The sequence below is a fragment of the Muribaculum intestinale genome, assembly GCF_002201515.1.
Lineage (GTDB): Bacteria > Bacteroidota > Bacteroidia > Bacteroidales > Muribaculaceae > Muribaculum > Muribaculum intestinale.
The window spans coordinates 1,757,427-1,778,176 of the sequence record NZ_CP021421.1 but is presented as its reverse complement, the minus strand read 5'-3'; the positions used below and the strand labels follow the sequence as shown (position 1 = coordinate 1,778,176).

Below are 20,750 nucleotides of genomic sequence, written 5' to 3'. Positions count from 1 at the left end.
GAAAGGTAAATATATAATGGCTTTTAGAAAAGACAACAAGACAAAGACCGGTTTCTCCAAAATCTCCATCGGGCTCGCTTCGCCCGAGGAGATTCTCGAGAAGTCGAGCGGAGAGGTCCTCAAGCCTGAAACCATCAACTACCGCACATACAAGCCCGAACGCGACGGCCTCTTCTGCGAGAAGATATTTGGCCCCGTAAAGGACTACGAGTGCCATTGCGGAAAGTACAAACGCATCCGCTACAAAGGCATCGTATGCGACCGATGCGGTGTAATGGTGACCGAAAAGAAGGTACGCCGCGAGCGCATGGGCCATATCAAGCTGGTAGTGCCCGTGGCTCACATCTGGTATTTCCGCTCTTTGCCTAACAAAATAGGATACCTGCTTGGACTTCCCTCCAAGAAGCTCGACGCAGTTATCTACTACGAGCGCTACGTCGTGATACAGCCCGGAGCAGCCGAAGGCGTCGACAAACTCGATCTTCTCACCGAAGAGGAATACTTCGACATCATCGACCGTCTCCCCGAAGGCAACGACCGTCTCGAGGACACCGACCCCAACAAGTTCATCGCAAAGATGGGCGCCGAGGCTGTCTACGACCTTCTCACACGTATCGACCTCGACTCTCTATCCTACGAACTGCGCCACCGTGCCAACACCGACGGCTCGCAGCAGCGCAAGACCGAGGCCCTCAAGCGCCTCCAGATTGTAGAATCATTCCGTGCTTCGCGCCACCGCAACAAGCCCGAGTGGATGATACTCCAGGCTGTGCCTGTAATTCCCCCCGAACTCCGCCCCCTCGTTCCCCTCGACGGCGGACGCTTCGCAACATCCGACCTCAACGACCTCTACCGTCGCGTAATCATACGTAACAACCGTCTGAAGCGCCTTATCGAAATCAAGGCTCCCGAGGTGATTCTCCGCAACGAGAAGCGTATGCTCCAGGAGGCCGTCGACTCTCTGCTCGACAACTCACGCAAGTCATCGGCTGTAAAGACCGACGCAAACCGTCCCCTCAAGTCGCTCTCCGACTCCCTTAAAGGAAAGCAGGGACGCTTCCGTCAGAACCTTCTCGGTAAACGTGTCGACTACTCCGCACGTTCGGTTATCGTCGTAGGCCCCGAGCTCAAGATGCACGAGTGCGGCCTGCCAAAGAACATGGCAGCCGAGCTCTACAAGCCCTTCGTAATCCGCAAGCTCATCGAGCGCGGCATCGTCAAGACCGTGAAATCGGCCAAGAAGATTGTCGACCGCAAGGAACCTGTCGTATGGGACATCCTCGAGCACGTGATGAAAGGCCACCCCGTGCTCCTCAACCGAGCCCCGACACTTCACCGTCTCGGTATCCAGGCATTCCAGCCCAAGATGATTGAAGGCAAGGCTATCCAGCTCCACCCACTTGCATGTACGGCATTCAACGCCGACTTCGACGGTGACCAGATGGCCGTACACCTTCCCCTCGGCAACGAGGCCGTGCTCGAAGCCCAGATGCTCATGCTCGGCGCCCACAACATCCTCAACCCCGCCAACGGTGCTCCTATTACCGTGCCTTCACAGGACATGGTACTCGGACTCTACTATATCACCAAACTCCGCCCCGGTGCACAGGGAGAAGGCCACAAGTTCTACGGCCCCGAAGAGGCGCTCATCGCCTACAACGAAGGCCGCATATCGCTCCACGCCCCCATCTCGGTAGTTGTGGACGATATCGACGAACAGGGCAACCCCATCCAGCACCTTGTCGATAACACCTCCGTAGGCCGCGTCATCTTCAACCAGAGCGTGCCCAAGGAAATCGGTTATGTCAACAAGATTATCTCCAAGAAGTCGCTCCGCGACATCATCGGCGATGTAATCAGCACATGCGGTGTGACACGTTCAGCCCAGTTCCTCGACGACATCAAGAACCTCGGCTACTACATGGCATTCCGCGGTGGTCTGTCGTTCAACCTCGGCGACGTGCTCATTCCACCGGAAAAAGAGCAGCTCGTGGCCGAAGGAAACGAGCAGGTGCAGGAAGTCCTCAACAACTATGCAATGGGCTTCATCACCAACAACGAACGTTACAACCAGATTATCGATATCTGGACACACGTCAACTCCCGTCTTACCGACATCCTCATGAAGCAGATGACTGCCGCCAACCAGGGCTTCAACTCTGTATTCATGATGCTCGACTCTGGTGCCCGTGGTTCGAAAGACCAGATTCGTCAGCTCGCCGGCATGCGTGGTCTTATGGCCAAGCCCCAGAAAGCCGGTGCCGAAGGCGGCCAGATTATCGAGAACCCGATTCTTGCCAACTTCAAGGAGGGTCTCTCGGTGCTCGAATACTTCATCTCTACCCACGGTGCCCGAAAGGGTCTTGCCGACACCGCCCTCAAGACCGCCGACGCGGGTTACCTTACCCGCCGTCTGGTCGACGTCGCCCACGACGTGATTATTCACGAAGAGGACTGCGGCACACTGCGCGGTCTCGTATGTAAGGAGATTAAAAACAATGAAGAGGTTGTGGCATCGCTCGGCGAGCGTATCCTCGGCCGCGTATCGGTACACGACGTATTCGACCCCATCTCCGGAGAACTCATCGTAGCCTCAGGCGACGAAATCGACGACATTGCCGCCAAGCGCATCAACGAGTCACCCATCGAATCGGTTGAAATCCGATCGGTACTCACCTGCGAGTCCAAGAAGGGCGTATGCGCCAAATGCTACGGCCGCGACCTCTCCAAGAACCGTCTCGTGCAGAAAGGCGAGGCTGTCGGAGTCATCGCCGCACAGTCAATCGGCGAGCCCGGTACACAGCTTACCCTCCGTACATTCCACGTCGGTGGTGTGGCCTCAAACATCGCTGCCATCTCCACCATCACCTCTCGCTACGAAGGTGTGCTCGAAATCGATGAGCTCCGCACCGTACAGACCGAGGAGAAGGATGCCAACGGACGCCCCGTGGAAGTCGTAATCGGACGTCTCGCCGAAATGCGCATCGTCGACCCCAACACAAAGATGATGCTCACCTCGGCCAACATCCCCTACGGCTCGAAACTCTACTTCGACAATGGCGCCACCCTCAAGAAGGGCGACGTAATTTGCGAATGGGACCCCTTCAACGCCGTTATCATCTCGGAAGTAGGCGGCAAAATCCACTTCGAAAACCTCATCGAGAACGTCACATACCGCGTCGACTACGACGAGCAGACCAATCTTGAGGACCGTATCATCATCGAGTCGAAAGACCGCACACGCGTGCCCGAGGCTCAGATTCTCGACAAAAACGGCCAGATACTCAAGACCTACGCTCTCCCTGTGGGCGCCCACGTAATGGAACTCAAGGAAGGCGACGACATAAAGGTCGGCGACGTCCTCGTCAAGATACCCCGCTCGGCCGGCAACGCCGGTGACATCACCGGTGGTCTCCCCCGTGTCACCGAGCTCTTCGAGGCCCGCAACCCGTCAAACCCCGCCATCGTATCGGAAATCGACGGAGAGGTCAAGTTCGGCAAGCTCAAGAGAGGTAACCGCGAGATATCAGTCACCTCCAAGCTTGGCGAGACAAAGAAATACCTCGTGCCTCTGTCAAAACAGATTCTTGTGCAGGAGAACGACTACGTGCGTGCCGGCACACCTCTGTCCGACGGCGCCACAACTCCCGCCGACATCCTCAACATCATGGGCCCGACAGCCGTACAGGAGTACATCGTCAATGAGGTGCAGGATGTATACCGCATGCAGGGTGTGAAGATCAACGACAAGCACTTCGAAGTCATCGTACGCCAGATGATGCGCAAAGTCAACATCCTCGACCCGGGCGACACATGCTTCCTCGAACAGCAGATTGTCGACAAGCGCGAGTTCATGGAAGAGAACGACCGCATCTGGGGCAAGAAAGTAGTAGTCGACGCCGGCGACAGCGACAGCGTGCAGCCGGGTCAGATTATTACCGCACGCAAACTCCGCGACGAGAACTCGGCACTCAAACGCCGCGACCTCAAGATAATCACCGTACGCGACGCCGTGCCCGCTACCTCCGAGCAGATACTCCAGGGTATCACACGCGCTGCCCTTCAGACATCGAGCTTCATGTCGGCCGCCTCATTCCAGGAGACCACAAAGGTGCTCAACGAGGCTGCCATCAACGGCAAGACCGATACCCTCGAAGGCATGAAGGAAAACGTAATCTGCGGACACCTAATCCCCGCCGGTACAGGTCTGCGCGAGTACAACTCGCTCATCGTTGCCGGTAAAGACGACATCGAGGCCGTAATCGAAAAGCCCGAGATTATCAATGTCGAGGCTGTCGAGACAAAAGCCCTCTAAAGCCGAATGTAATTCTAAGTCAACAATGATTTAGCTCAAAAGCATCTATACACACCGGAGAGTGCGCCCCAATTCGGGCGCACTCTCTTTTTTTTACCCATCTGTATCTATTAGCCGGGGACTACGCCTGACATCCAGGCAAAACTCCAATAAGAGATTGTCTAAGAGAACTCATAATAGTAAATGCATATACAAGGAAAGGTCGTTGGCAATGTCAGACGACACTGCCAACGACCTTTCCTTGTGCGCTCGGGGGGACTCGAACCCCCACGACGGAAGTCACCAGATCCTAAGTCTGGCGCGGCTACCAATTACGCCACGAGCGCCAATGCGGATGCAAAGATACGCATTTATTTACTATAATCCAACTTCATAATTCCTTTAATTGCAGGTTTGGCTGCAAAAACATCCATTGATAATATCCAAAAACCGGATATTCACGCGTCAACTATACCTGTATTTGCAATTATTTGCGTATCTTTGTCGCAGTTTTCCCTATGGCCTGGTAGTTCAACGGATAGAATAGAGGTTTCCTAAACCTTAGATAGGGGTTCGATTCCCCTCCGGGCTACATCCACCCTCCCTTATTTATGAATATCGCCGCTTTATTGCAGGAACATCATATTCTCGGCGTAGCCATCGGAGCCGCCACATTTCTAATCATAGGCTTGTTTCATCCCCTCGTAATCAAAGGACACTATTACTTCGGCACAGCATGCCGCTGGTGGTTTCTCGCCGCCGGCATAATATTCATGATTCTTGCCGTGGCCGTGAGCGATGTGCTATGGTCAAGTCTGCTCGGTGTAGTGTCATTCTCATCGCTGTGGAGCATAAAAGAAGTCGTAGAGCAGGAACAGCGAGTAAAAAAAGGATGGTTTCCGGCCAATCCCAAGCGTCACAGCGCAAATACCGACAAGACACGCATAGGATAACTACACCTGGTTATCCACATTTACCGACCGACGGATAGACCGCGCGACTGCAGATACTCATCGTACGAGCGTATATAATCCTCCTCGTCATATCTGTGCGACGCAAGCACCATACACACAGCACCCGAACTGAAATCGTCAAGAGTACGCCATATCCCCACCGGCACAAGCACACCTTCATACGGATGATTCAACAGAAACGAGCGACGGTTCACACCATCGTCCAATGTAAGAGTGAACGACCCGTTTATAGCAATAATCATTTCCTGACACTCCTTATGTGCATGTCCGCCGCGGCACTCTCCTCCGGGCACATCATACACCCAATAGGCTCTCTGTATCTCAAACGGCAGATCAGTTCCCGACTGCGCTACGGTAAGATTGCCCCTACGGTCGGCAATCTTGCAGAAAGGTGTCACTTTTATATCTTCAACAGTTGTCATCATTGTGGAGAATCAAATTCGGAATTCATTGATAATAGCTGCAATCTCACGGGCATCATCAACCGATGTGCATGCAGGTGAGATTGGAAGGCTCACAACTTCATTGGCGAGACGTTCAGCGACAGGCATACTGTACCGGGCCAAATCGGGATAGCAGTTCTGACGATGTGGCGGGCACGGATAATGTACCAGCGTCTCCACGCCCCGGGAAAGCAAATAGCCTCGCAACTCATCGCGCCACGGAGTAGTGATGACATACTGGTGGTACACATGCCTGTCAGGCCCGGGCTCCGGCTTCAACACCAGCGGATTGGCAATCTCCGCATCATATGTGGCGGCAATCTCTCGCCGCCCGTCGTTCTCATGCCCGGTATACGCCAGCTTCACACGTATCATTGCAGCCTGTATCGGGTCGAGACGAGAATTGGCTCCGAGATGGTCAAAATAATAAGCCTTGCCTCCTGAGCCGTAATTGCGCAGAGAGCGCAACATGTCGGCAAGCTCTGCATCATCAGTCGTTACCGCACCAGCATCACCAAGCGCACCCACATTCTTTGTAGGATAGAAACTGAAACATCCCGCATCGCCCAAAGCACCACAGCACCGGCCGTCGGCAAGCGACGCTCCGATAGCCTGCGCCACATCTTCGATGACAAGCAGACCGTTGGCCGAGGCGAAATCCGCGATACGACTGTCCCAGGCCGGACGCCCGTAAAGATGCACAGGCATGACGGCACGCGTACGCGGTGTCATAGCACGCTCAAGCAGCGAAGTATCGATATTATGGGTCGATGCGTCCGCGTCGACAGGGACCGGACGCAGACCGGCAGTACTTACCGCCAACACCGATGCGAAATAGGTATTGGCAGGCACAATTACCTCATCGCCCGGCGACAGGCGTCCCAGCTCAATCCATGCCGAAAGCGTTAGTCTCAGCGCGTCGAGCCCGCTCGCCACCCCTACGGCATGGCGTGTGCCTACAAGTCCGGAAAGCTCGCGCTCAAACTCCTCGACTTCAGTGCCGCCGATGTATCGGCCGCTATCTATCACGCGCGCGCAGGCATCCTTCAGAGCAACAGCATAAGGAGCGTTAACTTTTCCTAAATCAAGAAAGGGATAATGCTTAGCCATGATAGTGCCGTTATCGCGGATTGGGGCCGTCATTGGCAAGCTGCACGAGATATGCGCCATAAGCATTCCCCGAAAGCGGAGCCGCAATCGCCAGAAGCTGCTCGGCCGTGATAAATCCGCGACGGAACGCAATCTCCTCAAGCGCCGCAATCTGAAATCCCTGACGCTTCTCGATAGCGGCGACAAAATTCGACGCCTCAAGCAGAGAATCGACAGTGCCCGTATCGAGCCATGCGAATCCGCGTCCGAATTTCTTCACGCTCAGACGGCTCTCTCCGAGATAACTCATATTGACCGACGTAATCTCAAGCTCACCCCTGGCCGAAGGCTTTACCTCCGACGCCACTTTTACCACATCGTTGGGATAGAAATACAGCCCTACAACGGCATAATCCGACGCAGGAAATTCCGGTTTCTCCTGAATGTCTATTGCTTTGCCCGACTCATCGAAACTTACCACTCCATAGCGCTCGGGATCCTGCACCTGATAGGCGAACACTACAGCATCACGCTGCTCCCTCACTATGCGCGAAGCGTCGTTGAGCATTCCGCTAAAGCCCTGCCCGTAGAATATATTGTCGCCGAGCACGAGCACAACGTCGTCATCACCGATAAAATCCTTACCGATAATGAATGCCTGTGCCAGCCCCTCGGGACGCGGCTGCTCGGCATATTCGAATCTTACACCGAGGCGGCTGCCGTCGCCAAGCAGACGCCTGAACGCCGGCAAATCGTCGGGAGTGGATATTATCAATATATCGCGTATGCCGGCAAGCATCAGCACCGACACAGGATAGTACACCATCGGCTTATCATATATCGGAAGCAATTGCTTCGACACTCCTGTGGTCACAGGATACAGACGAGTGCCGGCACCACCGGCGAGAACTATACCTTTCATATTTTGGTCATGTTATATTATATATAACGCCGCTACAATCGTTTATGGTGTTGCATTAAAAAAATTTCACTTACTCTCCGCTCCTGCCTCCAGACGCGATATGCACTCATCAACATATGGAGTAGGCTTCAATGCCTGTGCCCGTCTAAGATAATGCAGTGCGTCGGCAGCCTTACCGTTGTCCCTGCAGTAGTTGCCCAGATAAAGCAAAGCGGTATAATTGTCGGGATATAGAGCAAGCACATCCCTGTATGTGGCCATGGCTCCCTCATAGTCTCCGTTAAGCAGCCTTCCCTGCGCGAGAGCAAGCATGAAATCGGCATTGTCGGGAGCGCCCGAAAGCATTATACGGCTATACTTCTCAATCTCCTGAGCATTACGCCTGAACAGATAATATTGCAGCAACTGCTTGTCAATACTGCGTCCGAGCCACCTCTGGCGCTCCTTCAGCAACAGCAGAAACTTCTCATACTGTGAAGTCTCTCCAAGCGAGAAACTCACAAGGCGCACACCCTGCAGCAGCGAATCCACAGGTACCAGATTGGCCTGCGCCTTCTCGGCAAGAGCAATCTCGTAGTCAGGAAGCGAGCGCATTCCGGCCGTCACTATCGCATGGGCATACGTATCGCACACCTTAGGCTGCTCCTCAAGCATCAGTTCATACATGGCCGCGGCGTTGGCCCACTCCCTGTACTTGAAGAATCGCCCGGCCTTTACCGCCGTAGCCTCATAGCTGCGCTTTTGTGTGGATGACGGAGTATCGGCCGACACACATGCCGGAGCTATCAAGATTGCCGCGACCACCCACCCGCATATTTTTGTACGCAATAGTTTCATCCTGAAAATGCTTTTCGTATATTTGCAAAATGGAACCGGAATAATCCTGTTTGAAATCCAAATTTACAAATATATTGCAATGAGAACAAAATATAATCGCATACTTTTGAAACTTAGCGGCGAATCTCTCGCCGGAGGCAAAGGTCACGGCATTGATACCGAGCGTCTGAACGCCTATGCCCAGCAGATAAGCGAAATCGTGGCCTCCGGAGTGCAGGTGGCGATTGTAATCGGCGGAGGCAACATATTCCGTGGTCTCCAGGGAGCATCCAAAGGTTTTGACCGTGTGAAAGGCGACCAGATGGGCATGCTTGCCACAGTCATCAACTCGCTCGCACTCAGCTCGGCTCTCGGCGCTGTAGGTCAGCCGGCCAAAGTATACACTGCCATCAACATGTTCCCAATCGGAGAGCATTACAGCAAATGGCGTGCAATAGAGTCAATGGAACGAGGCGAAGTAGCCATCATTTCCGGCGGCACAGGCAATCCGTTCTTCACTACCGACACAGGCTCAGCACTGCGCGGCATTGAGGTAGAGGCCGACGTGATGCTTAAAGGTACACGTGTCGACGGCATATACACCGCCGACCCTGAAAAAGACCCCACTGCAACAAAATTCTCAGAAATCACATACGACGAAGTATACACCCGCGGCCTTAAGGTAATGGACCTCACTGCTACCGCACTCTGCAAGGAGAACGGACTGCCGATTATCGTATTCGACATGGACACCCCCGGCAACCTCGCCCGCGTACTCTCCGGCGAACCAATCGGCACACTCGTCTACTGATCCGACAATTCAAAACATATATAATATGGAAGTAAAAGACTATCTCGACCCCGCTGAGGAAAAAATGGAGATGGCCGTGGCCTATCTCGACGAGTCGCTGGCCCACATACGTGCCGGCAAAGCCAACCCGAAAATCCTCGACGGCATACGTGTGGAGTATTACGGTAGCGCAGTGCCCATCTCAAATGTCGCCAACATCTCCGTGCCCGATGCACGCACCATCGTAATCACCCCTTGGGAAAAAGCGATGTTCAAGGAAATCGAGCGTGGCATCATCAACTCCGAAGTAGGCATAACCCCTGAAAACAACGGAGAAGTGATACGCCTCTCAATCCCGCCGCTTACCGAAGAGCGCCGTAAAAACCTCGTAAAGCAATCGAAGGCCGAGGCTGAAAACGCCAAGGTTTCGGTGCGCAATGCCCGCCGCGACGCCATCGACGGCCTCAAGAAAGCAGTAAAGCAGGGTATGCCCGAGGATGTAGAGAAGGACGCCGAAGCACAGGCCCAGAAGCTCCACGACAAGTATCTCAAGAAAATCGACGATCTCTTCGCCGCCAAAGAAAAAGAGATTCTTACCGTGTAATTCCCATCGTTTATCGATAAAAAAGGAGATGCCCATGCATCTCCTTTTTTTCAAAACAGACAAATTGTCAGTATGATTATAGAAATTTAACCGGAAACGGGAGTGGCACACGTTTTGCAATGTGTTATACATAGAATGAATAACCAAAACAGACCCATGGATACCAAGACAGGAAAAATCGGGGTAACGACCGACAATATCTTCCCCGTTATCAAGAAATTTCTATACTCCGACCACGAGATATTTCTGCGCGAGCTGGTGAGCAACGCCATCGACGCCACACAGAAATTGCGCACACTCTCATCGTTCGGCGAATACAAAGGCACACTCGACGATATGAACGTGCGCGTGGCCATCGACAAAGAGGCCGGCACCCTTACCGTGAGCGACCACGGCATAGGCATGACTGCCGAAGATATCGACAAATACATCAACCAGATTGCATTCTCCGGTGCAGAAGAGTTCCTGGCAAAGTACAAGGACCGCGCTGAGAATATAATCGGACACTTCGGCCTCGGATTCTATTCGGCGTTTATGGTTGCCAAGAAAGTCGAGATACGCACACTCAGCTACAAAGAAGGCTCGCAGGCCATGATGTGGAGCTGCGACGGTTCGCCGGAGTACACAATGGAGCCGATTGAGAAAAAAGAGCGCGGCACCAACATAGTGCTCTACATCGACGATGACAACAAGGACTTCCTCGAACAGGCCCGCATTGACACCCTGCTCAAAAAATACTGCCGCTTCCTACCCGTACCTGTAATCTCAGGCAAGCAGCAGGAGTGGAAGGACGGAAAGATGACCGACACCGACCGCGACAACGTAATCAACAACACCGAACCGGCATGGACCAAAAAGCCGGCCGACCTTACCGACGAGGATTACCGCGCATTCTATCGCGAACTGTATCCCGGTCAGGACGATCCCCTCTTCTGGATACACCTCAATGTTGATTATCCTTTCACGCTGACAGGTATACTCTATTTCCCGAAGATAAAGAGCAACATCGACATCAACCGACAGGGACGCATCCAACTCTACTGCAACCAGGTGTTCGTCACCGACTCGGTAGAAGGTGTCGTGCCTGAGTTCATGATGCTCATGCAGGGTGTCATCGACAGTCCCGACATTCCGCTCAACGTAAGCCGTTCATATCTGCAGAGCGACTCCGCAGTAAAGAAAATCTCGGGCTACATCACACGCAAGGTCGCCGACCGTCTCGACGAGATTTTCACACAGAACCGCACCGACTTCGAAGCCAAGTGGGACGATATCAAGATTTTCATCGAGTATGGCATGCTTACCGACGAAAAGTTTGCCGACCGCGCCAAGAAATTTGTGCTCCTCAAGGACACCGAGGGCAAATTCTTCACTCTCGACGAATACAAAGCCCTTATCGAACCTACTCAGACCGATAAGGACGGAACTACCGTATATCTCTACACCACCGACCCGACTGCCCAATACAACTATATCAACGCAGCCACCGAGCGCGGCTACGATGTGCTGGTGATGGACGGACAACTCGACTCCCACTTCATCGGACTGCTTGAGCAAAAGGTCGAGAAGAGCCGGTTCGTGCGCGTGGATTCCGATGTAATCGACAACCTCATATCCAAAGAAGACCGCAAGGTTGCCGACCTCACCCCGTTGCAGCGCAACGAGCTCACTACCATATTCCGCTCGCAGATTCCCGCTGTCGACAAAGCCGAGTTCCTTGTAAGTTTCGAGGCCCTTTCTGCCACTGCCGCACCTGTGATGATAACCCAGAACGAGTATATGCGCCGTATGAAAGACATGGCGGCTATGCAGCCCGGCATGGCTTTCTACGCTGAAATGCCCGACAGCTACAACCTCATCGTAAACACCGAACACCGTCTCATCAAGGAGATACGCGATGCGGCAGCCGAGGCTCTTGACGCCAAGGTACAGCCCGTAGAGACTGATATTGAAGCCGCCAACGCTGAAATAACACGTCTGCGCGACGCGGCAAAAGCAGCCGGCGACAAGACCGATGCCGAGACCGACAAACAGCTCGCCGACCTCGAAAAGAAGGTAAGCGAACTCCGCGACGCCGAAAACAAGACAATCTCCGAATTCGCGGCCACACAGCCCCGTGTAAAGCAACTCATCGACCTTGCATTGCTCGGCAACGGACTGCTCCGCGGCTCCGACCTGTCATCGTTCATCTCACGTTCAGTCGAGCTGATGTAATTGCATTGACCATAGGTTGACATAAACTACTGCGCGTACGGCCACTCCTATCGAGTGCCATACGCGCAGTAGTTTATTCTATTATTATCGTGCGGACATCGACACCGCGGGCGCTCCATATGCCGTAGCCTCCGTCGATATTGCCATGCATCGGAATCGTACCGGCAAGAAATATATTGCCGCCGAATGCAGTAAAATCGTCATATTCATGCCAGAAACGCCATACTTCGGGAGCTATTGCTGTAAGCGCCACCATAATGGTGCGCCCTGTACGAAAATATGGGGTATAGTCTCCTCCGTCGGTGTCAATACTCGGGCGGCACACAGTAAGAGTCACCTCTCCGCCGCCACCCGATGACGATGCCGCATAAGCACCCATGAAGCATGGCAGCATCCTCCCGCTGAGCGACGGGTCATACACCGCAAGTTGATAACACTTGTCGTTGCCAATACCGGGAACAAACGTAAGCGACACCTCGCGGAGGGTATCCGAGTCAGCTACCGGAGCCACATCTATACGGCTTATATCCACCGGACGAGGCATAGTGCATGATGATACTATCCTCTCCCCCTCATACTCCGCGGTTATGGTATAGGTACGCCCCGGCACACCTGTAATCTGTGCGGTAGTATACACAAACGGCGGTGTCATGCTGTTGTCGATACGCCCTATCATAGTCTCGGTGCGCTCTCCGTCGGATATAGTGACATTGGCCCAACGCACCACGAGATCGCTCAAAGTAGTGGATTCGGTCGACATTGGAGAAAAACTGCGGGTGAGAATCACTGTCGGATGTCCGCCTGAATCAATCCAGCCTTCCACCACGAGACGCCCTGTGCCTGCGGTATCATCATCAATGGTCTTTTGGCATGACACGAGTATAAGACATGCCGTCACGATATAAAACACTCTCTTCATTCAAAAACGCATTACATATGCAATCGATGGCATAAACTTATATAGCGACGAGGCCTCCCTGCGGGCAAACACATTCTCATCGGTATCATAGCCGAATGTCACTATCGACACATTATTGTGTCCATAGGCATTGATTACCGACAACACAAGCATATTGTCGATACCTGGCCATTGCTTAATCCGGAAACTCCACGATGCCGACAGGTCAAGCCTATGATAAGGCGGCATACACCGTGAATTACGCTCGCCATACTCCGAAATCACATTTTCGCCGATAAGGTACAGAGCCGTGACCGGAGTCACCGGTCGCCCGGTGGCATAGGTCCATACGGCATCAAGCCCCACCGACCCGCTAAGGCGGTAATGTGCCTGCACCGTAGCCGACAGGCGTTGCTCGACAGCGGCTGTCACCCAGTCACTCCCGATTGAGGGGAAGCGCCGTTGCGCACGTCCCCAGGCAAGCGACACGGAGCCGGTAAGGCGTCCTGCCACTTTCGAGGCCATGAATCCGAGGCCATAATTGCGGCCGTCGCCGGTTATGATATGCTCCATGCTGTCATAATCGGCATCAAGCAGTGTGATGGTAGTACCGTCATACTCCGAAGCCCCGCTGAGCCGCTTGTAATATATGTCGGCCGACAACTCCCAGCCGGCATTGTCAGGAGCATACATCCAGGAGGCGGCCAGTGTGCGTGCTCTCTGCGCTTTGAGCGAGCGGGATGCGGCAAGCCAGAAATTGGATGCAAGCCCGATATCGCTGAACCCCACCTGATGGAGAGTCTGAGTGTAGCCTGAAGCGTGCAGACTGAAAGTACCTGCCTTTGATGTCCACTCAAGTGTGGCCATAGGGTCGACAAACACCGGATGATAATCCCGGGCGCCATATACAGTGAGACTGCTCCCGAGGGTAAGTGTCAGACTTTTAATTGGAGATAGCTCTACCGCTACATGTCCGCGTGACAAAAACGAACTGACCCTATCGGGACGCCGGGCGCTACCGTAGCCGTCGACCGATGCCCATTGCGGAATACCGGATATGTACGATGCGGAGGCACCCATCAGAAGCCGCATGCCGGCACTGCCACCGAAATCGTAAGCGCCATGTCCGCGTGTGCCTGTCTCAGTGATAGATGAGGGCACTTTGGCCGATATGCGTGTCATTGTCATGCCGAATGTAGAGCCGAATGTGGAGCAATACAGGTTCTGATGCCATTGGAAACGCCGTGCCTTATGCTCCCACTCTGCGGCAGCCAGAAAATTATGCCAGCGGAAACGTGTGTCGAGGGCATAACGCTTGTCGGCGGTAGACAAAAAGTCGCGGTTGTAGAACAAGTGCATCGCCAGCCGGTCGGAACTCCCGGCGATAAAGCGGGCAGTAAGATTATAATCGTTAAATCCGTAGTCGATATCAGTGGAATTGGCCTTGAGCACGCCGCCATATAGTGCGTTGATATAACTCAACCGTCCCGAGACGGTAATGTCGGCCCTCTTTCCTACAGGCGCCGTAACTGTGGCACTGCTCGCGAGCAGCCCTACATTGACCACCCCGCGAAGCCTTTCGGATAGACCGCGTCGTGGAGAGAATTCGATGCGTCCGCCAAGGCGCGGAGGCATATCCGGTGTATGCACTGATTTCTCCACTCTGACCACCGGATAATGCTCGGCATTGAATACCGAGAATATGCCTCCGAAATGATAAGGGAAAAACACAGGAGCGCCACCTATGCCGTAGTAAGTGTGGGAATATTCGGTACCGTCGACAGATACTCCCGAAGCATAATCTCCGGCCGACGATATGCCAGGCAAAGTGCCTATCCAGCGCATGGCGTCAGCTTCTCCGAAAGCTCTCATCCGCTGCCCGGTGACAGTGGCATCGAGTGTCACCGCACCGTCGGCCGACAGGCGTGCCGGCCTGCGCGACCGCGCCTCGACCGTCACCTCTTCAAGCGTGACATCACTGTCGGGATACCCTATGCTGTCGGGGCTTGAGAAAACGGTCTCACTCCTACCCGGGAGAGTCCCGATACATAAAAGCGGGAGCCACGCTGACCGCGCGACTCCTGCCATAAATCGTTGACTTGCCGATGTTGATTTCAATTCCTGACAATCAATCGAGGCCGAATGCACCACGATATGTATTTACAATACCTTTAATCGCATTTATAGAACCGTTGAGTGCACCGCTGTCGATAAAGTCGCCAAACGACATCGCCGACCCGCCGGCAAGCGCCACCATAGGCTCTACATCATACCATGTATATCCCCATGATGTGTGTGGCATCGCACCCCATGTGATTGTGCCCTGCTCATAGTCGGTGTTGCCGAAATTCAGGGTGGTGGTCACACTGCTGTTGAGTGCTGCGGCAAAGGCATTCACCTCCTGGAGCACCTCTTCATCATAATCGCCATTGGCAACAATAGCCTTGAGAGAACTGCATGACGAGCTAATCTGTATGCGGTCGAGAAGGTCGACCTTGGCGGTAGCGCCCTTGAAGAGATTGTCGATCTGTGAGGCAATGGCATCCGGGCCGGCGTTGCCGAGCTGCTCAAGCATCTGACGGTTGCAAAGGTTGGTGCCCTTGACCTCGGCTACAGAATAAAGCACACGCGACGAACCGATTGAAGCGTTGCATTTCTCCGAAATGCTTGTATCGATACCTGTCACCTCGGCGTTGGCGCTAATATTGGCCAACTGTGCCGATGACTTGACTGCAAATGTGTGTGCACTCTCGCTGTAGTTGCTCTCGACCACTGCACTTACTGCATTATCACCGTTATGCGACATTACAAATGTCAGCTTGGCAGGAACATTGACAGTCCAGTGGGTGGTGATTTCCGTGTCGTTGGATACCCACACCTGGTTCTTGTCGTCCCAGTAACCGTCGTAGTCATAGTCAACCGTATCAAACTTTCCTGTCCAGCTCTCGCCGCTGACAGTCAGCGAAACTTCCACACGATCCTTTTCGGAACGGAATATTATGGCATTGAAACTGTCGGCGGTTTTGGCCCATACATACTCCTCTTCCTCGTCATCATAGACCGGCGTATATACTCCGAGGTAATCCCGTGGATTGACCGTGAAACTGTTGGATACCTGCTGCACCGCACGTGATATGCCGGCATAATCGCCGCTTTCAGTGTTCTGTGCCATAGAGCGAGTGGCCTTTGCCAGCGCATGTGAGTAGCCCATATCGGAATTCTGACCGGCAACGCCATAGGAGTCAAGCACATTGGCTATGACCATCAGCGACTCCACCGCACCCCTCTGGTCCTGCGGATTGCACAACTGCTTAAGCTGAGTAGCTGTAGCCTCAATATATTTGCCCGCCTGTGACGAAGTCAATACTCCTGTCACAGTGGGGTCGACAGCACCGGGTTCGGTAGAAGGAGGTGTAACTGTGCCATGTATACCGTCTGTACTTGTAAGAATTTCATCGCTGTCGGAAGAACCGCATGCGGTAAAAGCACCGCCTATAAGTCCCGCTAAAGCCCATACAGCAATCTTTCCGGATATTTCCATCTGTGTGATATAAATTATGGTTTATTAAACTATTCAGCGCAAAGGAAACAATTTTTTAGTATTTCGAGCATATCTCTTATGTTAAATATCTGTTACAGTAATGCATTTAACTTTTTTTATTAAAATGAAAAAGCCACAGTCATCACGACTACGGCTTTCCCGAAAAATTTAGTGAATGTTGATTGTGCGATATCGTTTGAATTGTCCTGATGCTTCAAAAGTCAGTAAAACATATAGAAGCGTCCCTGACAACTAATTACGTCTTAAATATTAATTACAGCAATCGGGATTTTTACCGGCATCATATGCTTGAACCGTATATATACCGGAACAGCCGCAAGCCACAAGGCTCCGGCACAACCCCAACCGGGTAAAAATATCTCTGTATCAACATAGTTTTATGTTAGTTATAGACTTGTATCTTATTCATAAGCCGCAGAGCGGCAGACGAATGTCTCATGACATGGAGAAGAGAGGCGTATACCGCAAATTACGAGCATACAATCAATTTCAATGTGTTGCCGCAAAGGTATGGGTTTTTCTCCGACAATGCAAGCATTTATGCTATTCTTTTTGTTTTATAATTAATCCGTGGTACAATGGAATAATCCACACGGGTTGTTATGAATCAACAATAATCTGCTTTATGTATCTGTCAACTACTGCCGTAATACCCCGACTGCGTTTCCATAAAATGGACTACAACGCTGTCGCCACTATCAGCCCGCTGCTCGCCCGCTCCCACAGCCGTACATGCGACTACACCATCGCAGGAATGATTATGTGGGCACATTATTTCAATTATGAATACGCTATTGTCGATAACACCCTATTTGTAAAAGGCGTAGAAGAGAATGACCGCACCACGCCGGCATTCTCTATACCCATAGGCGAGATGCCGCTGTCGGACGCAGCAGCACTGCTTAAGGAATATTGTATGGCCGAAAACATTCCGCTTGTATTTTCAGCCGTGCCCGAAGACCGTGTCGAGGAACTAAGACAACTCGGCGAATGCCGCATAGAGGAGCTGACCGACTGGGCCGACTATCTATATAATGCCCGTGACCTCGCCACACTCTCCGGCAACCGCTACAGCAAAAAACGCAACCATGTGAACCGGTTCACCTCCGACCATCCGGGAGCAAGCCTTGTCGACCTCACACCGGACATGGTACCCCGGATAAAGACGTTTCTTGATACTCTGCCTCCCGACGAGGAACATGTGACGGCACAAATCGAGCGCAACGAAGTGATGCGGCTGCTCGACCACTGGGACTCACTGCCCATGGATGGAGCGGCTCTGATGACTCCCGACCGCGGTATAGTGGCATTCGCCATCGGAGAAGTCATAGCCGACACTCTCTATGTGCATATCGAGAAAATGCTCCACGACATAAACGGCGCCGGTGAGACAATCAACAAGGAGTTTGCAGCCATGATGCTCGACCGCTACGGAGTGACATTCATCAACCGCGAGGAGGATGCCGGCGACGAGGGCCTACGACGCGCCAAAGAGTCGTACCATCCGCTCATGATGCTGCGCAAATACAATGTAGCGTTCAGCGGCTGAACGAATTCCTACGCATTTTCCACTCTCAAAGAGCAAATAATTACGTATCTTTGTGGAAAATCATCTAAACCTACGAGCGATGAAGTACTTTATATCGGCAGGAGAGCCTTCGGGCGACCTCCATGCATCCGAACTGATTGCAGCAATCATGCACACCGACAAATCTGCGGAGATAGCATTTCTTGGCGGCGACCTCATGGCGGCCGCAGCCGGATGCGAGCCGGTAATCCACTATCGCGAGATGGCTTTCATGGGATTCAGCGAGGTGTTGCGCCATCTGCCCCAGATTGCATCCAACATGAAGCGCGCGCGCAAAGCCATCGACGACTTCCGTCCCGATGTGCTCGTGCTTGTCGACTATCCGAGCTTCAACCTCAAACTCGCAGCCTATGCCCGCAAGCATGGCACCCGGGTGGCCTACTATATATCGCCGAAGGTATGGGCATGGAAAGAATGGAGAGTAAAAGAGATACGCCGTCTGGTCGACAGGATGTGCTGCATACTCCCATTCGAGCCTGCATTCTACCGCGACCGCCACAACTACGAAGCCACATACGTAGGCAATCCGTCGGTAAAGGAGGTCGATGAAAGACTGGCCCGCGCATCATCACGGGAAGAATTCATACGGCGACACAATCTACCCGACCGACCGATAATAGCGCTCGTGCCGGGGAGCCGACGCAGTGAAATCAAAAACAATCTCCAGATAATGGAAGCGGCCGCAGCCATGTACCCCGACTATATGCCGGTAGTGGCGGCGGCTCCGGGCATCGATCTGTCATATTACGGATATTATCTGACTCCGGGCATACCGCTTGTGAGCGGCGACACATTCGAACTGATGCACCACGCCGAAGTGGCGCTCGTGACCTCAGGCACAGCCACTCTGGAATGCGCCCTGATAGGCACCCCACAGGTAGTATGCTACAGAGCCAACGGAATAAAGCTCTCCTACAAAATAATGGAGAAACTGCTGAAAATATCCTACGTATCGCTCCCCAACCTGATTTCCGGGAAAAAGATTATCCCGGAAATGCTCGTACACATGTGCACTCCCAAATTGGTAGGACGTGAACTCGGCAACATACTTCCCGGACGCCCGGGCCACGACAACCAGCTCGAAGGATACCGCGAGATGCGCGCTATTCTCGGCACAAACGATGCTCCGGCTACCGCCGCCGGAATAATACACCAACTCGCAAACAGAAAGCAACAATGACTACCGACACCCCGGACAATACCATAAGCACCCCGCCGGCCATGAGCTGGGACCGACTCATCTGCGACAAGCGGTTCGGACTGGAACACTACCACGACGCGCGCAGTGGCATTCGCAGCGACTTCCAGCGCGATTTCGATCGGCTGGTGTTCTCGTCGCCATTCCGACGACTGCAAAACAAGACTCAGGTGTTTCCTCTGCCAGGCTCGGTATTCGTACACAACCGACTGACCCACTCAATGGAGGTGGCCTCGGTAGGACGCAGTCTGGCCAATGAAATCACTCGCGAATTGCGCAAGCGGCATGCATCACAGCCATGGGTAGGCAAACTCGATGCTATCGACGAAATCGTGGGCGCCGCATGCCTCGCACACGACCTCGGCAATCCGCCGTTCGGACATTCGGGCGAGAAAGCCATATCGACTTTCTTCAGCGAAGGAGAGGGTGCGGGACTGTGCCCAATGCTCACACCCGAACAGTGGGCCGACATAACACACTTCGAGGGGAATGCCAACTCGTTCAGGCTCCTAACCCATCAGTTCAACGGACGTCGCCCGGGTGGTTTCGCCATGACCTACTCCATGCTCGCCTCTATCGTAAAGTACCCTTATGAATCGTCGCTGGCCGGAGCCAACGGCAAATTCGGCTTCTTCACGACCGAAATATCGACATTCCGCCGTATCGCCGACGAGCTCGGTCTTATAGCCCTACCTGCACCGGACGGCCGCACTCGCTATTGCCGCCATCCGCTCGTCTACATTGTGGAAGCTGCCGACGATATCTGCTACCAGGTGATGGACATGGAGGACGCCCATAAGCTGCATGTGGTAAGCACACGCGAAGTGACCGACATGTTTCTCGGATTCTTCTCCGAAGAGCGGCGCTCGCGCATGATGGAGATTATGGACAAGGTGGCCGACCCCAACGAGAAAATCGCCTATATGCGCTCGTGTGTCATCGGCTCGCTTGTCAGCCAATGCTCACGCGCATTCCTCGACAACGAGGATACTATACTGCGCGGTGCCTTCTCAGGCTCCCTGCTCGATCATATCGATGAACAGGAGTGCCGGGGCTACCGCAACTGCTCTGACCTTGCATGGAAAAAGATATATTGTGCGGGCGATGTGGTCGACATCGAGCTCGCGGGCAACCGCATCATATCGTTCCTGCTGGAGAAACTGATACATGCCGTACGCAACCCGTCGCTCAACTATTCCGAACTGCTTCTGAGCAAAGTGCCGCAACAGTACGACACGGCGGCCCCTACCCTGTTCGGAAGAATACAGGCCGTGCTCGACCACATGTCGGCGATGACCGACGTCTATGCCCTCGACCTATTCCGCAAACTCAACGGCCACTCTCTTCCGGCCGTATAA

Annotated in this window: 15 protein-coding genes and 2 tRNA genes; 9 read left to right on the top strand and 8 right to left on the bottom strand. The window is 53.3% G+C overall.

The genetic code is table 11. The features are described from left to right. Nucleotides 1-16: 16 nt before the first annotated feature. Nucleotides 17-4,315: a DNA-directed RNA polymerase subunit beta' gene (gene rpoC, locus ADH68_RS07210; RefSeq protein WP_068961384.1), complete on the top strand. Its 4,299-nt coding sequence runs from the start codon at nucleotides 17-19 to the stop codon at nucleotides 4,313-4,315. A 244-nt stretch (nucleotides 4,316-4,559) separates the two neighbouring features. On the opposite strand, the gene ADH68_RS07205 is transcribed toward rpoC, so the two are convergent. Next, nucleotides 4,560-4,641 (bottom strand) — tRNA-Leu (locus tag ADH68_RS07205). A gap of 173 nt (nucleotides 4,642-4,814) precedes the next feature. Between ADH68_RS07205 and ADH68_RS07200 the strand changes: the two genes are divergently transcribed. Next, nucleotides 4,815-4,886, top strand: a tRNA-Arg gene (locus ADH68_RS07200). Between the two features lie 19 nt (nucleotides 4,887-4,905). Further along, nucleotides 4,906-5,247, top strand: a complete 342-nt coding sequence (locus tag ADH68_RS07195) for a DUF4491 family protein (RefSeq protein ID WP_068961385.1) — start codon at nucleotides 4,906-4,908, stop codon at nucleotides 5,245-5,247. A 20-nt stretch (nucleotides 5,248-5,267) separates the two neighbouring features. On the opposite strand, the gene ADH68_RS07190 is transcribed toward ADH68_RS07195, so the two are convergent. From ADH68_RS07190 to ADH68_RS07175, 4 genes are all read right to left on the bottom strand, one after another. Beyond that, nucleotides 5,268-5,693: a sugar 3,4-ketoisomerase gene (locus tag ADH68_RS07190; protein ID WP_232321381.1), complete on the bottom strand. Its 426-nt coding sequence runs from the start codon at nucleotides 5,691-5,693 to the stop codon at nucleotides 5,268-5,270. A 9-nt stretch (nucleotides 5,694-5,702) separates the two neighbouring features. After that, complete coding sequence (locus ADH68_RS07185) at nucleotides 5,703-6,821, bottom strand: DegT/DnrJ/EryC1/StrS family aminotransferase (RefSeq protein ID WP_068962132.1); 1,119 nt, start codon at nucleotides 6,819-6,821, stop codon at nucleotides 5,703-5,705. Nucleotides 6,822-6,831: 10 nt separating this feature from the next. Continuing rightward, nucleotides 6,832-7,722: a glucose-1-phosphate thymidylyltransferase RfbA gene (gene rfbA / locus ADH68_RS07180; RefSeq protein WP_068961386.1), complete on the bottom strand. Its 891-nt coding sequence runs from the start codon at nucleotides 7,720-7,722 to the stop codon at nucleotides 6,832-6,834. A gap of 66 nt (nucleotides 7,723-7,788) precedes the next feature. Beyond that, complete coding sequence (locus ADH68_RS07175) at nucleotides 7,789-8,559, bottom strand: tetratricopeptide repeat protein (RefSeq protein WP_068961387.1); 771 nt, start codon at nucleotides 8,557-8,559, stop codon at nucleotides 7,789-7,791. 79 nt (nucleotides 8,560-8,638) lie between these two features. Between ADH68_RS07175 and pyrH the strand changes: the two genes are divergently transcribed. The 3 genes from pyrH (at nucleotide 8,639) to htpG (ending at nucleotide 12,146) form a co-directional block, all read left to right on the top strand. Then, on the top strand, nucleotides 8,639-9,349 hold the full coding sequence (gene pyrH / locus ADH68_RS07170) for a UMP kinase (RefSeq protein WP_068962133.1): 711 nt from the start codon (nucleotides 8,639-8,641) through the stop codon (nucleotides 9,347-9,349). A 25-nt stretch (nucleotides 9,350-9,374) separates the two neighbouring features. Continuing rightward, nucleotides 9,375-9,932 carry a ribosome recycling factor gene (gene frr, locus ADH68_RS07165; RefSeq protein ID WP_068961388.1) on the top strand — a complete coding sequence of 186 codons (558 nt, stop codon included), beginning with the start codon at nucleotides 9,375-9,377 and terminating at the stop codon, nucleotides 9,930-9,932. Nucleotides 9,933-10,088: 156 nt separating this feature from the next. Further along, nucleotides 10,089-12,146, top strand: coding sequence for a molecular chaperone HtpG (gene htpG, locus ADH68_RS07160; RefSeq protein ID WP_068962134.1), 2,058 nt, complete (start codon nucleotides 10,089-10,091; stop codon nucleotides 12,144-12,146). Between the two features lie 73 nt (nucleotides 12,147-12,219). On the opposite strand, the gene ADH68_RS07155 is transcribed toward htpG, so the two are convergent. The 3 genes from ADH68_RS07155 to ADH68_RS07145 are packed head-to-tail and all read right to left on the bottom strand — an operon-like array spanning nucleotide 12,220 to nucleotide 16,585. Beyond that, on the bottom strand, nucleotides 12,220-13,065 hold the full coding sequence (locus tag ADH68_RS07155) for a DUF4249 family protein (RefSeq protein WP_068961389.1): 846 nt from the start codon (nucleotides 13,063-13,065) through the stop codon (nucleotides 12,220-12,222). Then, a complete protein-coding gene (locus ADH68_RS07150; protein ID WP_068961390.1) occupies nucleotides 13,066-15,132 on the bottom strand; it encodes a TonB-dependent receptor in 2,067 nt (688 codons plus the stop codon). It lies immediately after the preceding gene. 40 nt (nucleotides 15,133-15,172) lie between these two features. Then, a complete protein-coding gene (locus tag ADH68_RS07145; RefSeq protein WP_068961391.1) occupies nucleotides 15,173-16,585 on the bottom strand; it encodes a hypothetical protein in 1,413 nt (470 codons plus the stop codon). A 646-nt stretch (nucleotides 16,586-17,231) separates the two neighbouring features. On the opposite strand from ADH68_RS07145, the gene ADH68_RS07140 reads away from it, so the two are divergent. The 3 genes from ADH68_RS07140 (at nucleotide 17,232) to dgt (ending at nucleotide 20,750) form a co-directional block, all read left to right on the top strand. Then, nucleotides 17,232-18,155 (top strand): DUF2156 domain-containing protein, encoded by a 924-nt coding sequence (locus tag ADH68_RS07140; protein WP_157755875.1) that lies wholly within the window; start codon nucleotides 17,232-17,234, stop codon nucleotides 18,153-18,155. A 79-nt stretch (nucleotides 18,156-18,234) separates the two neighbouring features. Continuing rightward, the gene (gene lpxB / locus ADH68_RS07135; protein ID WP_068961393.1) at nucleotides 18,235-19,374 is read left to right on the top strand and encodes a lipid-A-disaccharide synthase; all 1,140 of its coding nucleotides are present in this window, start codon (nucleotides 18,235-18,237) and stop codon (nucleotides 19,372-19,374) included. A 41-nt stretch (nucleotides 19,375-19,415) separates the two neighbouring features. Further along, on the top strand, nucleotides 19,416-20,750 hold the full coding sequence (dgt, locus tag ADH68_RS07130; protein ID WP_068962135.1) for a dGTP triphosphohydrolase: 1,335 nt from the start codon (nucleotides 19,416-19,418) through the stop codon (nucleotides 20,748-20,750).

What these genes read in the sequence shown, in the direction of transcription:
- rpoC (WP_068961384.1), top strand. Translation starts at nt 17, where the DNA reads ATGGCTTTTAGAAAAGACAACAAGACAAAGACCGGTTTCTCCAAAATC.
- ADH68_RS07195 (WP_068961385.1), top strand. Translation starts at nt 4,906, where the DNA reads ATGAATATCGCCGCTTTATTGCAGGAACATCATATTCTCGGCGTAGCC.
- ADH68_RS07190 (WP_232321381.1), bottom strand. Translation starts at nt 5,693, where the DNA reads ATGATGACAACTGTTGAAGATATAAAAGTGACACCTTTCTGCAAGATT.
- ADH68_RS07185 (WP_068962132.1), bottom strand. Translation starts at nt 6,821, where the DNA reads ATGGCTAAGCATTATCCCTTTCTTGATTTAGGAAAAGTTAACGCTCCT.
- rfbA (WP_068961386.1), bottom strand. Translation starts at nt 7,722, where the DNA reads ATGAAAGGTATAGTTCTCGCCGGTGGTGCCGGCACTCGTCTGTATCCT.
- ADH68_RS07175 (WP_068961387.1), bottom strand. Translation starts at nt 8,559, where the DNA reads ATGAAACTATTGCGTACAAAAATATGCGGGTGGGTGGTCGCGGCAATC.
- pyrH (WP_068962133.1), top strand. Translation starts at nt 8,639, where the DNA reads ATGAGAACAAAATATAATCGCATACTTTTGAAACTTAGCGGCGAATCT.
- frr (WP_068961388.1), top strand. Translation starts at nt 9,375, where the DNA reads ATGGAAGTAAAAGACTATCTCGACCCCGCTGAGGAAAAAATGGAGATG.
- htpG (WP_068962134.1), top strand. Translation starts at nt 10,089, where the DNA reads ATGGATACCAAGACAGGAAAAATCGGGGTAACGACCGACAATATCTTC.
- ADH68_RS07155 (WP_068961389.1), bottom strand. Translation starts at nt 13,065, where the DNA reads ATGAAGAGAGTGTTTTATATCGTGACGGCATGTCTTATACTCGTGTCA.
- ADH68_RS07150 (WP_068961390.1), bottom strand. Translation starts at nt 15,132, where the DNA reads ATGGCAGGAGTCGCGCGGTCAGCGTGGCTCCCGCTTTTATGTATCGGG.
- ADH68_RS07145 (WP_068961391.1), bottom strand. Translation starts at nt 16,585, where the DNA reads ATGGAAATATCCGGAAAGATTGCTGTATGGGCTTTAGCGGGACTTATA.
- ADH68_RS07140 (WP_157755875.1), top strand. Translation starts at nt 17,232, where the DNA reads ATGTATCTGTCAACTACTGCCGTAATACCCCGACTGCGTTTCCATAAA.
- lpxB (WP_068961393.1), top strand. Translation starts at nt 18,235, where the DNA reads ATGAAGTACTTTATATCGGCAGGAGAGCCTTCGGGCGACCTCCATGCA.
- dgt (WP_068962135.1), top strand. Translation starts at nt 19,416, where the DNA reads ATGAGCTGGGACCGACTCATCTGCGACAAGCGGTTCGGACTGGAACAC.